Raw genomic sequence first — 12,378 nt, forward strand, 5'->3', positions numbered from 1 at the left:
GGCCAAGTCGTATGGCTTACCCGGGGTTGAAGAGCTACATATGAGGATCTGGGCCTTGTCCTTGCGGCACTAGATGTGTTAAGTTTTTAGATCTTTTTAACACCCCCCTACGTGGTCAGTGTGGAGGGTCTTGGCATAGTTTTGAGGCCTATTGGCGTGGTTAGACATGGTTTTGACAACGATTTTGTTAGGAAGTCTTTTGACGGGGTGGAGGGGGTTGTGAGGTTTTTGAAGAGTTTGAAGAGGGGCTTGACGGCATCGACGGCTTTTCTCATATTATTCTCATCTCACTTCTCCACAAAGTTAGTGAAGAGGCTAGGAGTGTCCTCAAGGTGAAGCCCAGGCGCCTTGTATACCTGGGCCTTAGCCTCGACGAGCTCCCCCTGGTGGGGGTATTCGCCTCTGGCTCCCCCATAGGCCAAACCCAATTGGGGTGAGTGTAGTTAGGCTTCTGGGCCGAAGCGGCAGAATCCTCCGCGTCTCTGGCCTCGACTTTTTTGACGGGACTCCCATACTCGACATCAAGCCTGTCACCCCCGACAAGGCTCTCTGCGGCGTGTCTTATCCCAGCTGGCTGACAGAGCTCATGGCCAAGACAGACGCTAGGCGTGTCTAAACTTCTGTACACGTAAAAACACAACGCCACTTGTCCAGGATGCAAGACTCCATGCCCATGGGACTGGCCCCAATCAACGTGTACTTAGATGTGTCTAGGCGTTTTGCTTATTGGCGTTGCTATAGTAATAAGGCAAGATGGTGCCTCCATCCCCTAACCTACTGCCTTCTACGGCGTATAGCCTCGACGGCGCCGCAAGACTTAGATGGGGAGAGAGACGTTGCTAAAGACGGCGCCGTTTACAGCCTCTACTGCTTTATACTAGCCGTCTCTGTCGAGATGTGTAAAATCTTAGTTGAAACAAGCTTGAAATCGGTGGCGTGTCGTAGATCGGCGCGATTCGTTACACCGGATTAAGACATCTGCGCAACCACAGCCCTTGGTGGCGAGCTCTGCGGAGGAGCGCCCGGCGATTTTCCCTATTTGATTAACAACTGCTCTTCCTCCCTGTTCCTAAGCAACCCCCTTATCATTGCTATGTACATTCTCAGCTTGGGATAGTATTCTATTAGTCTTCTCTCTTAGTTTCTAGGTACTCTTTGTATATGGCGTTCGCGATTTTCTCGAGTTCTGCCACGTCTTCCCACGTATATGCGTCGATGTCTTTATCTAACAACTCTATTAGCCGCCTCCGAACCTCCTCAGTATAGTACTTAGTCTTAGCCACAGGGACAAACTTAAGCACTCCCCGGAGTAGAGCGGCCTCAGCCTTCGTGGCTATGTTTTTTTGAAGCGAGAAATTCTATCAACGTATCGTTAAAGGCGTAAATAGACCTAGCTAAACTACGCACCTCACTTCTTACCTTGTTAATTTCGTTAGAAAGCTTGTCGATTTTGTTGTAAAGTATTAATACGGCAACCGCCACTAGAGGAGCTTGTGCCAAGAAGCTTTCAATAATGCCCTCTAGAGAGACCACGTATGTTAAGAGATATAGCATTAAAAAACTTTGTAGCTCACCTACTGAGCTCCTCGCCCCCACATCCCGATGGGCCACTGGCATCATCCTCGATTAATGGTACCTATTCAGAGAGGTTATTGGTAGGTTTGCCCTCTTATCCTCATAGCCGAGCCCCCCACCTCGGCCCTCGCCGCGTCCCATTGGCGGGCCTCCGCCGGTCGCCGAGGGCGCCCATCGCGTGGGCGGATCCGTCCCTACTGCGCCCCCAGCCCCACATCCCTGTCGGCCACCGGCCCCACTCTCGGGGCTGCGGCTCCGGCCGGGCGGCCGTCACGGCCGCTGGACGCCACACCGGGGCGGGGGGCGTCGCCCCGGCCCCGCGCGGCGAGCGGGTCGCCAACGCATTTCTTGTGTCTCCTTGTTGTGTGGGTTTAAATAGATCACTGCATGGTGTCCGTGGCTACTTTGAGAGCCGCGAGATTAATCTTGTTTACATTTTTCGAAACTTTGAAAACTGTGTAAAGCGCGGTTTTCACGCGTATATAGCAATTCTCGGCGTGTTCACAAAGGTAAAGCGTTGGGTATACGGCGGAAAAGACATACGTCTTTTCGGTTTTGACGGCGTCGGCGTCGGTTAGACAAAGATTTTGACAAGGCTGGTGTAGACATATATCGCAGGTGGAGAGTAGGCATAGGAAAAAAGGGGGGCTTTCTTGTACTTCTTGACGGCCCACAGTATTGGCACCTTGTCGCGTCTTTCTATGAAGCCGCATTGACACACCATCACTCTGTCGTCTTCTACGTATTCCTCCCTCATCTCGGCGCCGCATCTGGGGCACCGAGTCGACGGGAGGTGCACGATTTTTACCGGCAGTCCATACCACTCTGCCTGCTCCATAATCCTCTTCACGAGTCTGCGCATCCCCGCCAGCAGGATCTTCTTCCCCCTCGGCATCTTTTGGTAAAGCATCTTAACGCTTTCAAATTTCGGCGGGTCTATCCAAATCTCTGCCTGCCTCCGCCTAGCCAGTTCCACAATTTCGTGAACTGTCGTGTCGACATAATTTCTAATTATGGCATAGGCCCTCTTCTTCTCTTTGGCCTTTCTTCTCGCCTTTCTCTTCCTATTCTGCTCGACGTCTCTCCGCCCTTTCACCTTGTCCCACTTCCTTGCTTGCTTCAGCACCTTGTACAGCCTATCCACAGGCGCTTTAAACGTCTTCACCTCTACTAGCCGGCCGCTCTCTACGACGCCAACAGAGACGCCGTAGTGGAGGGCGTTGATGTCTATGGCAATAAGCGCCTTCGGCGTAATTGGCTCAACCTCCCGCCTAAATGTCAACGCCACGTGAAGCTTGCTCCCCTCGACCCAGGCCTGGGCGTAGACAAGTTGACCACCCTCCCCTACCCTCTGCCGTATGTATTTCAGCTCTTGTTTTGTCAGCTTTATCTCAATGGCCCTTCCCTTGATGATTCTTCTTAGCCGCAGAACGCCTTGTGGCAAGTCGACGAGGACGCCCTTGCTAGTATCCTTCTCCTTCCCGACGCGTAGCTGGCAGTTAAACACTGCGTGTATTCGGTTTAGCCGTCTGTTCTTGTGGATCTGCCTCGCCAGCTCTTTCCTAAACCACTTGAACTCTTTTGCGAAGTACTCCATTCCAGGTGGCGCCACGTCGTAGCCCCTAACTATGAGGTTGCCCAGGGCCTCTGCCCGCGTCAATATTCTTATCAACGCCCCCCTCTCCTCCTCTGAGAACTGGCTGAGCGGCCTTTTCACTACCAGCGTTCTGTAGGCGTATTTCATGTATAGGGCCTACAACATCGACACGTTGAACAACTAGACAATGAAGGTGCTTGACGTAGTGGGCCTCGCCGTATTTCTTTGCAATTTCGAGCTTGCCGTCGTAGAAGACGTTGGGCTCCGAGGCGACGTAGAGCCCCTACTCTGGACACTAAAGAAAGCCCCCCTTTTCCCCTACTCTCTTTTACAGCGTCACGTATTGTTGAACACCCAGCCTCTGAGAACGCTTAGATTAATCAATTTAAACCCCCACAATAAGAAGAGACAAGAGAGGCGAAAGGTGCCCGCTCGCCGCGCGGGGCTGGGCAGAGCCCCCCGCCCGGCAAGCCGTGAACCGCCCCGAGAGTGGGGCCGACGGCCGACTGGGGATGTGGGGCGAGGGGGGCATAGAGCCTCGGCCCGTCCCACTCCCGCATGGCGGCGATGGCCAAGGTAGTCTTCCCCACTTGTGACGCTCCGTATAGAATATGCACCCCCGTGTCTAGTACGCCCAGGGGGCGCAGCAGTTCAACAACGCTCTTCGCCTCTACTTTTTGTTTCGACATGTCTCTACCTCTCCTTGTTGATATATTGAACAACTAAGCGGCGTGCATGCTCTACCAGCTCCCTCTCCAAGGGGCTGAGGGGGCAGCCTCTCCTAATGGCCTTTGCAATGCGCCCGAATAAGTCTGCCAGCTCCGAGTCGGAGACCTCCCTGGGAGGCGAGATGTAGACAAGACGCTTTTCGCCGACTTTAACCGTCTTCACAAGCCCCTCCCGCTCGAACACAAACACATGCCACTGAGCGGCGCCGTAGGAAAGCCCCAGGTGTTTAGCAATTTGGTAAACGGTAAGCGGATTTCGCTGTTTTAACAATTCGAGGATCTTCTCCTTTGTGTCCATAACTGCCAACTCGCCGCCCCCCAAGTTGAACAACGTTGTCTATACACAGTGGCGTACAGTGGACAAGGCGCTTATGCGAGCAGTGGAGAGGCTACGGGAGATGTTCCCGGGCAAGTCGCCGTCGTGGATTGCCAGGGCGCTCCTCCGCCTGCCATACGTGAGAGAGGTGGGCAGCTCTTACGTCGTGGAGGGCATAAGAGAGCTGGGAGACGTGAAGCCCGTCTACTACGTGTGGTGGGAAGAGAGGGAGAAGAGGTGGGTCTGCACATGCTACTTCTCTTGGTTCGGCTATGCCCGTAAGAGGGAGGTCTGCACCCACGTAGCGGCTGTAATGCTGTACCGAAGGTACAAGGCCTACGCCGGCGGCGAGGTGTACTACTTCGAGGCCGAGCTGGAATGCGCCGACGTCTCCGTGAAGGGCGCCTCGGCCTGGAGGGTCGAGGCCGATAGGAGGACCCTAGCCGACTGGGCCAAGCCCGCCAAGGTTAAGATATACGCCGTCTCCTCGCAAGAGGAGATAACAGTAGTGTGCGACGGGAAGGAGGCAAGACTCAGAGGAGTGAAGACCCACGCCGCGATAGCACAAGCCGCCATGGGCCCAACGTCCTCCTGAATCTTCCTACACCCGGCGTAAAAACGGCGAATCCTGACCTCTCCTGATTCGACGAGTTTTACGTGCGTAGGAAATTCAGCAACTCCTACATGCCGAAAAATTCGGCGGGTTTTGAAGTTCAGGACCCGGCGCAAAAACGGCGGATGTAGGAAAAGACAGGACGGCGGATTTGACGGGGTCTGCCGAGTTTTATGCCTGGAAAATCGAGACGGAGTGGCGAGTAGGGAGACTCGTAAGAGAGTGTTTTACTTTCTTTTTTGCGTATTAATCCATATTAATAAGAGTCTTTTCTAAAAAAGTAAAGAGAAGATTCTCTCTGTGTAAAATAGAGAGAGGAGAAGTGGGGGTGGACGTCCCTCTCTTGGCGTTCTCTTTGTCTAAGCGGGGCGCCTCCCCCGTCCCCATGTCGAATTTGCCGTGTTGAGGGGCTCTAGGTCGACGCCGCCGTGTTGAGGCGCCTTCAGTTGTTCAAAATAAACACGTATAATGTGACGGGGGTGTACATCTCCACTGCGTGGTTGCCCTCGCCATGGTATTATCTTGTGGAGAGACACGCTCGGGAGCGGGGCCTCTCCATAGCCTCGGCGGTTAGGGCGGCCATATACAAGGCCACGGCCGTGTTGGAAGAGGTAGACGTCAGAGCTGCGTTGAAGAGGCTGTCCGAGTCGCCGCCGCACCCCAACTTCAAGCCGTAGCTGGGCAGGAGGAGGGAGTTGAGGGTAGACCTCCCCTCTCGATTGCCTATCAAGAGGATTATAGAGAGGCTGAAAGAGTTTCTAAACGCCGAGGTCTCGCTCGGCCTAGCAGTTGCCTTCGCCGTCGCCGCGGCCGAGGAGGCCTCGGTCAACCCCACGCTGCGGGACATGGCCCGGCTGGTGATCCGCAGAGCCGAGGCCGAGCCCAAGGAGGCCAGGAGGAGGGCCGCCCTCTCCGAGATGGCCGTACGGCTGGACGCCGTGAGGAGGATGGGGAGGGAGGCAGAGGCCGCATGGCGCTCACTCATGCGCGAGGTGGAGGAGGCGGCGGACCCCCTAGAGCCGCTCTACCGCTTCGTGGGGGGACAGCCGCCCAGGATCCGCGCGGAGGACCCCTGGAGGGCCGTCTTGGCCCAGCTCCTAAAAGACGCAGGGGGCGACCCGCAACGGTTTAAACAGATTTACTGGCTTAGGAGGGAGGGGCTTCTAAGAGCTGCTAGGAATAGGCGGCAGAGGGAGGCGGTGAAGTACCTAGACGATGTGGTGGACACAAGGCCGGAGTGGGCAATGAAAATGGCGATGGGCTTTCTAGACGGCCGGCTACCCACCGAGCCCCTCCCCGAGGACGTGGAGGAGGCGAGGAAGAGGCTAGACCAGTGGCTCGAGGCGGCGAGGGGGGCTCTATTAAATGCTTGGGACTACGCCAAGAGGCACGGGGTGTCGCTTACAGACGCCGTCATGCTCTACTCGGAGCCGTTGATGCGTTTTGCGAAGTGGTGGCGGCGGAACAGGTGGCTCATGGAGCACGTGCCCGAGGAGGCGCTCAAGGCAGTGCAGATGGCTATTGACATGGTTACGCTCATCGAGATAATCCGCAGACAGCCAGTGGGGGTCGAGGAGTACGAATACGACGAAGACGACCCGAACGCCGTCTACCTCCCGCCGAACCATGCCGCCGCACACCTCTCGGACCTCGTGAGGCAGTTCCTATCTTATTATCAAAATTCGGCGTCCTGATCCTTCCTGTCCTCGCCGATTTTACGGCGGGTCCTGAACTTTCAAATTCGACGTTTTTCACGCCGTGTAGGAACTCCTGAATGTCCTACGCGCGAAAAATCCGGCGAATCAGGAAACCTCAGGACTCGGCGTAAAGACGGCGAATTTGAAAGTTCAGGACGCCTCTTTTCTTTTTGTTTAGGTTCAGACTGCTTGCGTACTTCTTATTTGGCCGTGCGTAGTATAGACGTGGTCTGCGTGGCTGTGGTCAAGGCCCCGGCCAGGGGCGGGAAGAGGGCTGGGAAGTACTGGCTCGTCCCCGTGGAGGGCCCCGTCGCCTCGGTGGAGGTGTTCGACGGCGTCGAGCGGCGCGTGGAGGAGGTGAGGGCGCTGTGCATGGACAAGCCGCTGGAGGAGGTCATGTGGGAGGCGTACAAGCGCGCGGCGAGGCGCGACGCCGAGGGGGAGGCCGAAATCCCCGACGCGTCGAGAGGCGCCGGAAAGGCAGCGCTGAAGCTGTGGGAGGAGGTAAAAGACAAATGCGACGTGAAATACTATACCGTCGCAGCCAAATTCGTCTTCGACTGCAGAAAAAACACGGCGCATGCCGACGAAGCAGACAACGCCAAACACACGTCAAAACCCACCTAGACGTAATCTTTGTCTAAGCGACGCCGACGCCGTTAAAAGCGGACACTCCTATATACCCCCGCATCGGCGGGCAAAGGATGATTTACATACTTGAGCACGCCGTGGAAGCCTATATGGGTGGAAAAAGCGCGCTTTACAAAGTTTTCAAAGTCTCGAAAAATAAAAAGGGGGGTTAGGAGAGTGACAGCATTGCGTGGTATACCACTGCCGCGACGTGCCTCGCCTCGTCGCTGTCTTCTCTAGCCAGCGCCTGTACTATTAGAAACTTGTCAACTCTCAGCAGAAGCGCTATTACGAAGTGCTTATCAGCCTGCTCGGTGAGTAGGTAGTCCTTGTCCGCCGCTCTGATTACTATCTTCTTCTTATCGCCGTCGACCACATCTGCCGTGACAACTCTTTTCGTATACTTCTTGTAGAAGTCTGTCATGTCTCTCTGCTCTCTACTTCTCATGTTGAACTCCAAGCCCCAAGTGGCGGGTAAAAAAAGAGGGGTCATGCAGGTGGGTTTTCCACAACGTCTCTAAGGCCCAGCCGTATCAACTCCCGCGCCAGGCGGGGGACAATCTCCTCCGGCTCGTAGTAGAACCAAAACTCTCCCAGGATGTTATATCGACCGTTGTATATGATGATGGCAGTAGGCCTAAAGAAGTATTCATACCAAAACAGCTTGGCCAACATCTCTTTCGCCCCCGCCCCCTCTCTCACGACGTAGCTCTTCCTTAGGAGGTACCACCTGTCACACAAGAGGTCTATGACGTATGTGTACGACGCTTTGGGCACCTTTCCCAGGTCTACGCATTCCATGTCCCATGGATTGGAAGATTTGAAATGTAACACGAAGACCGCGCCGTAAATTCGGCGTATTTCCCACGCGTAGGAAGTCCTGAACCTCCTACGCCCGTAAATACGGCGAGACAGGGGGGACAGGAAAAAGGGGGCTACGCTTTGCCTCCCCCCGTCGGAGGCTCCTCCTCCGAGGGGACTAGGTCGAAGACGATTTCTACCACTTCTTCCTCCACTTCTTTCTCTTCCTCGGACTCCGCCACCTCTACCGCCACCTCGCTCATGTGTAGACCGCACATGCGCCGCGACGTTGATCAGCGCCGCCTCCTGGCTGGCCTTTCTCAGCCGCGGCTGAGTTGGCGAGACTTCTCGGCGAGGGGCGCATTATATCCTTCGACATGGGCGGCACGACGGCGAAGGCCGGGACCGTCGTCGGCTTTGAGCCGGCCATAACCACCGAGTACGAAGTAGGAGGCGAGAGCCACAAGGGGAGGGTCGTGAAGGGCTCCGGCTATCCCGTGCGTTTCCCCTTCGTGGACTTGGCGGAAGTGTCGGCCGGAGGCGGCACCATAATCTGGAGGGATATAGGCGGCGCCTTGAGGGTCGGCCCTCTGAGCGCAGGGGCGGATCCGGGCCCCGTCTGCTACGGCAGAGGCGGGACGGAGCCCACGATCACCGACGCCAACTTGGCGCTGGGCAGAATCCCCGACTCCTTGGCGGGGGGTCGACTGAAGCTCGACGCGGAGGCGGCTAGGAGGACGGGGAAAATCAGAGCTTTTCACTCACTTGCTTTAAGTTATCCTCCAGGCAGCTGCCCATCGCCTTGAGCACCGTCAACATAATGCCCATGGCCTTCTGGACTTCGGGGTCCCTCATGGCGCTCATTAGGCCGAAGAGGCCGACCCTCGGGGCGCCGTTCTCGGCCACTTGGCGCAACGCCTTGCTCGCGCAGACGACTCCTCCCTGCATGGCGGCGCCCATGGCGTTTATATCGGCCGCGTCCATTATCGACAACATGGATATCAGAGGGGCCGCGACCTTGAACACTTGTATATCGGCCATGAGGTGCGGCAGTTTCTCCAACACGATCTTCACGGGCAACAACAACGAGCTCAGCTCCTCCACCTCCCTCCTAAGCGCTTGCACCTCGGCCAACAACTTCTCGTACTCGGCCTTGGGTATCGCCACGACCTCCGTCATGGCACCACCCCCAGGAGCCAATTAAAGTATATCTTCTCGAACATCTCCTTGAAGATGCGCGACGCAGGCGACGGCGGCAGGAACGTGCAGTCAGGGTAGGGCTTCTGCTTCTTGACAAACGGCGTGAAGTCGCAAGCGGCGGCCATGCCGTACGCGCCCACGTCCAACGCGCAAGTGCCCACTATCCTAAACGGCGGCTTGCCCAACGAGATCCCCGACAGATCGGCGAGTAGGTTGCTCACGATCCACGGCGCGTAGGAGTGCAGTATAGTCCCGGCCATGCCCACGGGGACGTTCGGCGCGGCCACATCGCCTATTACGTACACGTCGTCGTATTTCTCGCTTCTGAAATCGCCGTTGGCGGGGTTGCGGGGCGCGGCCCAGCCGTTCTTGGCCAAATCGCTGTTCAGCACGGGGTCTGGGGCCTTGTGCGGAGGCACGATGAGGGCGGCGTCGAACTTTATCCTCTCGCCCGTCGCCGTCTCCAGCTCGTTCTTGCCCAAGGCCTTTATGGCGGGGTTTTGGCCCACGCCGATGTACTCGATGCCCAGCTGTTGTAAAAACGACGACATCCACTTGGCGGCCATCGGGCCGAAGTTCTCGAAGGGCCTCTTCATCGGGTGCACCACGGTCACCTTCACTTTATCCCTCAAGCCGCGCGTCAAGTAGAAGAAGTGGGCTAACATTGCCAACTCTATAGGCGCGGGCGGACATCTATAGGGCATGGAGTAGACGCCCACCACTACGTTCCCTTGCCTCACTTGCGACAAGGCCTCGGCCACCTTCAACGACGGCTCCAGCTCCCAAGTGTGCGGGAAGCCCGTGTCCACCGTCTCGGCCCCTAGGGAGACCACTAAGGCGTCGTAGCTGAACTCCCCCGCAGTGGTCTTCACCTTCCTATTCGCGGGGTCTATGGCCTTCACCTCGGCCTTCACGAAATTAACGCCGAGCTTCTTCACGTGCTCCAACGGGGCGGACACCTGCTCGGGCTTCCTGTAGCCGAAGGCCATGTAGAGGTACGAGGGGCGGAACTCGGTCCTATCCTTTTTATCTATCAACGTGATCTCCACCTCGCCAGGGCCCGCGATCTCCCTCACCTCCTTGGATATTATAAGGCCTCCAGTGCCGCCTCCGAGCACTAACAATTTTTTGGCCATGGATCCCGCAATGTGTACATATTTATATTTTGTGCAGATCTTGCACTAAACGTCGTTTTCGGGCCACAACGTTTAAACCCGGGTCCCGGACGGCCGTGTGCGAGAGGTCCCCGTTGCCGACGCCCGTCTTAGTGGTAGTAGTGGCAGACCACGGCGCGGTCGTGGGCTGGCCGTTGGTAGTGCCCGGCGAGCCGCCCCTGATAGGGCTCCCCCTGCACAAGAGCCGTAGGACGCTCGAGCTCATCAGATCCGAGAAGGCCTTCTCGATAAACCTAGTCGCTGACGCCGAGAGGGCGTACGCGATATTCGGGAGGCCGGGCGAGCGGAAGCTCGAGAGGTGGGGGAGCGAGCGTCGGTGCAAGACGTTGCCCTGCCGCGCATTAGGCGACGCGGCCAGAGTCGTGGAGTGCCTATACGAGCGCGAGGTCGAGGTCGGGGACCACGTCGTGGTCCTCTGCAGGGCCGCCGCCAGCTACGGCTGCGGCGACTACGCCGTCTGGGACCCGTGCAAGGCCTCAACACTCGAGGAAATCGCCGGCAATTCTACACGTCAAGGGCCGGGCGTAGGGCCTTGAGAAGACCACGGCGTCGCCTTTGACCTTGGCCACCACGTCGACGAGGAGGCTCAAGCCGAAATCGCGGGATGAGGCCAACACCAACGCCGCCCCGGCCTTGGCCAAGGAGGAGGCCTTCCTCGCGTTCAGCCTACGGGCCAGAGAAGGGCCGAGGGACAAGGCCTCGGCCTCCACGCCGTCGTAGAAGACGGCCTCGGCCCCCGTCGCCTCGACTCTGGAGACCAAGTCGTAGAGGTGCCCCCCGTAGCTGGAGGGGTACGGCAACGCCTCCACGACGAGCCCCGCCCGGGGCGCCGCGCCTCTATAGCTCCTGAAGAGCACCCTTAGGCCCAAACTCGCGAGCCTCGCCGCCCAAGCGGCCGCGAGCGCCGACGCCTCGAGGCCCCCGACCACTAACGCCGAGCGGGCCTCGGAGAGGTACTCGTCCAGCTTAGGCACGCCGGGGGCTAGGCGGACGGGCTTACTCCTGGGCGAGGGCGCCAGCTCGTCGAGGAGCACTATCCCCCGGCTCTCCACTATCTCGAACTCCTTCGCGAAACCGGCCGGCCTCCCCCTGGACTTCTCCACGTACATCTTCCTGACGGCGACTCCGCTCTCCGCGAACTCCAACGTCAGCCTCACGAGGTTGTCCGCTATATAGCCGAGCGCGCCGATGGGCTCCTCCGAGGTGATAACGGCGTCTATCCCGGCGAACTTGAAAGCGCGGTATATGAGGTTCGTCAAGTTGGCCCTCACGTCTACTCCTTGGAGCTGCGTTATGGAGTCGAGCACTAAGAGGTTCGGGGGGCTGTGGGAGACGAGGTGGGAGAGCTGGTTGAAGGTCGAGGTCGGGTCGGCCAAAACCCCCTCCCATATCTCGGCCCCGCTGAGGTCGTACCCGAGCCTAGCCGCCGAGTCCAATAGGGTTTGTCTGTCCTCGTAAAAAGTGGCCCAGAGGACTCTCTGCCCCTCTTGGAGGCGTTTGTGGGCTATGGAGGCCGCGAGGACGGTCTTGCCGGTGCCAGGAGCGCCGTAAACTGCAGTGATTCCGCTAAAATCCATAAAAAAAGAGGAGTTGTTTTTAGATTTACGGTTGTACGACCGCCGTGAACGGGAACGTCGTGCCCGTCGTCAATACCACTTGGCCTGTTAGAGTGGCTCCAGGACCTGCGTTAACGTTACAATTGGCTTGCACAGTCTGGACCTGGCCGACGGTTATGGTAGTAGCCTGCGCCTGCTGCAGATCGCATTGCTGGCCGGCGAGGTATACAGACTGTATTACCGCCGTAACTGGGCCGGGGTTCTGCACCGTCAACTGTAGAGTTTTGCTACCGGCGTAGTACACCGCACTGACCACCGACAACTTCGCTTGGGTTTGCGTGGCGCCCAGGAACGTCGTGTACATGTACCAGCCGACCGCCACCGCTATCACTATTATTATCGCCAACAGTATCGCCAGCTCGATCGATGTTAGGCCTCTCATACCCCTTACGAACACATTGTATATATATATTTTGCGTTGCGCCTTTCT

Annotated in this window: 18 protein-coding genes and 1 pseudogene; 8 read left to right on the top strand and 11 right to left on the bottom strand. The window is 57.4% G+C overall.

The features are described 5' to 3' along the window. Positions 1 to 111: 111 nt before the first annotated feature. On the top strand, positions 112 to 336 hold the full coding sequence (locus ACZ5PA_RS01840; protein WP_464930595.1) for a hypothetical protein: 225 nt from the start codon (positions 112 to 114) through the stop codon (positions 334 to 336). Between the two features lie 97 nt (positions 337 to 433). Further along, positions 434 to 616, top strand: coding sequence for a TrmO family methyltransferase domain-containing protein (locus tag ACZ5PA_RS01845; protein WP_464930596.1), 183 nt, complete (start codon positions 434 to 436; stop codon positions 614 to 616). Between the two features lie 508 nt (positions 617 to 1,124). Here the strand turns inward: ACZ5PA_RS01845 and ACZ5PA_RS01850 are convergent. The 4 genes from ACZ5PA_RS01850 to ACZ5PA_RS01865 form a co-directional block, all read right to left on the bottom strand. Continuing rightward, a complete protein-coding gene (locus tag ACZ5PA_RS01850) occupies positions 1,125 to 1,301 on the bottom strand; it encodes a hypothetical protein (RefSeq protein ID WP_464930597.1) in 177 nt (58 codons plus the stop codon). 19 nt (positions 1,302 to 1,320) lie between these two features. Then, entirely contained in the window at positions 1,321 to 1,533 is a 213-nt protein-coding gene (locus tag ACZ5PA_RS01855) for a hypothetical protein (protein WP_464930598.1), read from the bottom strand. Between the two features lie 616 nt (positions 1,534 to 2,149). After that, entirely contained in the window at positions 2,150 to 3,319 is a 1,170-nt protein-coding gene (locus tag ACZ5PA_RS01860) for a zinc ribbon domain-containing protein (protein WP_464930599.1), read from the bottom strand. Positions 3,320 to 3,865: 546 nt separating this feature from the next. After that, on the bottom strand, positions 3,866 to 4,198 hold the full coding sequence (locus tag ACZ5PA_RS01865) for a winged helix-turn-helix domain-containing protein (RefSeq protein ID WP_464930600.1): 333 nt from the start codon (positions 4,196 to 4,198) through the stop codon (positions 3,866 to 3,868). Here ACZ5PA_RS01865 and ACZ5PA_RS01870 point away from each other — a divergent pair. From ACZ5PA_RS01870 to ACZ5PA_RS01885, 4 genes are all read left to right on the top strand, one after another. Further along, a complete protein-coding gene (locus tag ACZ5PA_RS01870) occupies positions 4,191 to 4,811 on the top strand; it encodes a hypothetical protein (RefSeq protein WP_464930601.1) in 621 nt (206 codons plus the stop codon). The two genes, ACZ5PA_RS01865 and ACZ5PA_RS01870, sit on opposite strands and share 8 nt — an antisense overlap. A 446-nt stretch (positions 4,812 to 5,257) precedes the next feature. Further along, on the top strand, positions 5,258 to 5,506 hold the full coding sequence (locus ACZ5PA_RS01875; RefSeq protein WP_464930602.1) for a hypothetical protein: 249 nt from the start codon (positions 5,258 to 5,260) through the stop codon (positions 5,504 to 5,506). Between the two features lie 18 nt (positions 5,507 to 5,524). Beyond that, the gene (locus ACZ5PA_RS01880) at positions 5,525 to 6,523 is read left to right on the top strand and encodes a hypothetical protein (protein WP_464930603.1); all 999 of its coding nucleotides are present in this window, start codon (positions 5,525 to 5,527) and stop codon (positions 6,521 to 6,523) included. 213 nt (positions 6,524 to 6,736) lie between these two features. Next, positions 6,737 to 7,153 (top strand): hypothetical protein, encoded by a 417-nt coding sequence (locus ACZ5PA_RS01885; RefSeq protein WP_464930604.1) that lies wholly within the window; start codon positions 6,737 to 6,739, stop codon positions 7,151 to 7,153. A 172-nt stretch (positions 7,154 to 7,325) separates the two neighbouring features. On the opposite strand, the gene ACZ5PA_RS01890 is transcribed toward ACZ5PA_RS01885, so the two are convergent. From ACZ5PA_RS01890 to ACZ5PA_RS01900, 3 genes are all read right to left on the bottom strand, one after another. Then, positions 7,326 to 7,604, bottom strand: coding sequence for a hypothetical protein (locus tag ACZ5PA_RS01890; RefSeq protein ID WP_464930605.1), 279 nt, complete (start codon positions 7,602 to 7,604; stop codon positions 7,326 to 7,328). Positions 7,605 to 7,645: 41 nt separating this feature from the next. After that, complete coding sequence (locus tag ACZ5PA_RS01895; protein WP_464930606.1) at positions 7,646 to 7,957, bottom strand: hypothetical protein; 312 nt, start codon at positions 7,955 to 7,957, stop codon at positions 7,646 to 7,648. Between the two features lie 134 nt (positions 7,958 to 8,091). After that, the gene (locus tag ACZ5PA_RS01900) at positions 8,092 to 8,220 is read right to left on the bottom strand and encodes a hypothetical protein (protein WP_464930607.1); all 129 of its coding nucleotides are present in this window, start codon (positions 8,218 to 8,220) and stop codon (positions 8,092 to 8,094) included. Positions 8,221 to 8,280: 60 nt separating this feature from the next. Here ACZ5PA_RS01900 and ACZ5PA_RS01905 point away from each other — a divergent pair. Next, positions 8,281 to 8,694 (top strand): annotated as a pseudogene (locus ACZ5PA_RS01905) (hydantoinase/oxoprolinase family protein); the annotation flags it as partial. A gap of 10 nt (positions 8,695 to 8,704) precedes the next feature. Here the strand turns inward: ACZ5PA_RS01905 and ACZ5PA_RS01910 are convergent. Then, positions 8,705 to 9,136, bottom strand: a complete 432-nt coding sequence (locus ACZ5PA_RS01910) for a helical membrane plugin domain-containing protein (RefSeq protein ID WP_464930608.1) — start codon at positions 9,134 to 9,136, stop codon at positions 8,705 to 8,707. Then, complete coding sequence (locus ACZ5PA_RS01915) at positions 9,133 to 10,293, bottom strand: NAD(P)/FAD-dependent oxidoreductase (RefSeq protein WP_464930609.1); 1,161 nt, start codon at positions 10,291 to 10,293, stop codon at positions 9,133 to 9,135. The genes ACZ5PA_RS01910 and ACZ5PA_RS01915 overlap by 4 nt, the downstream gene beginning before the upstream one ends. Before the next feature lie 95 nt (positions 10,294 to 10,388). Here ACZ5PA_RS01915 and ACZ5PA_RS01920 point away from each other — a divergent pair, with 95 nt between their 5' ends. After that, positions 10,389 to 10,868: a flavin reductase family protein gene (locus ACZ5PA_RS01920; protein ID WP_464930610.1), complete on the top strand. Its 480-nt coding sequence runs from the start codon at positions 10,389 to 10,391 to the stop codon at positions 10,866 to 10,868. Here ACZ5PA_RS01920 and ACZ5PA_RS01925 read toward each other — a convergent pair. Then, on the bottom strand, positions 10,809 to 11,909 hold the full coding sequence (locus tag ACZ5PA_RS01925) for an RAD55 family ATPase (protein ID WP_464930611.1): 1,101 nt from the start codon (positions 11,907 to 11,909) through the stop codon (positions 10,809 to 10,811). The genes ACZ5PA_RS01920 and ACZ5PA_RS01925 overlap by 60 nt on opposite strands. A gap of 25 nt (positions 11,910 to 11,934) precedes the next feature. Next, positions 11,935 to 12,330: a class III signal peptide gene (locus ACZ5PA_RS01930; protein ID WP_464930612.1), complete on the bottom strand. Its 396-nt coding sequence runs from the start codon at positions 12,328 to 12,330 to the stop codon at positions 11,935 to 11,937. Positions 12,331 to 12,378: the final 48 nt, after the last annotated feature.

It is taken from the genome of Thermoproteus thermophilus (genome assembly GCF_055392855.1).

Excerpts from the sequence above, each read along its gene's own strand:
- ACZ5PA_RS01895 (WP_464930606.1), bottom strand. The coding sequence starts at position 7,957 with ATGGAATGCGTAGACCTGGGAAAGGTGCCCAAAGCGTCGTACACATAC.
- ACZ5PA_RS01910 (WP_464930608.1), bottom strand. The coding sequence starts at position 9,136 with ATGACGGAGGTCGTGGCGATACCCAAGGCCGAGTACGAGAAGTTGTTG.
- ACZ5PA_RS01915 (WP_464930609.1), bottom strand. The coding sequence starts at position 10,293 with ATGGCCAAAAAATTGTTAGTGCTCGGAGGCGGCACTGGAGGCCTTATA.
- ACZ5PA_RS01890 (WP_464930605.1), bottom strand. The coding sequence starts at position 7,604 with ATGAGAAGTAGAGAGCAGAGAGACATGACAGACTTCTACAAGAAGTAT.
- ACZ5PA_RS01865 (WP_464930600.1), bottom strand. The coding sequence starts at position 4,198 with ATGGACACAAAGGAGAAGATCCTCGAATTGTTAAAACAGCGAAATCCG.
- ACZ5PA_RS01860 (WP_464930599.1), bottom strand. The coding sequence starts at position 3,319 with ATGAAATACGCCTACAGAACGCTGGTAGTGAAAAGGCCGCTCAGCCAG.
- ACZ5PA_RS01900 (WP_464930607.1), bottom strand. The coding sequence starts at position 8,220 with ATGAGCGAGGTGGCGGTAGAGGTGGCGGAGTCCGAGGAAGAGAAAGAA.
- ACZ5PA_RS01925 (WP_464930611.1), bottom strand. The coding sequence starts at position 11,909 with ATGGATTTTAGCGGAATCACTGCAGTTTACGGCGCTCCTGGCACCGGC.
- ACZ5PA_RS01930 (WP_464930612.1), bottom strand. The coding sequence starts at position 12,330 with ATGAGAGGCCTAACATCGATCGAGCTGGCGATACTGTTGGCGATAATA.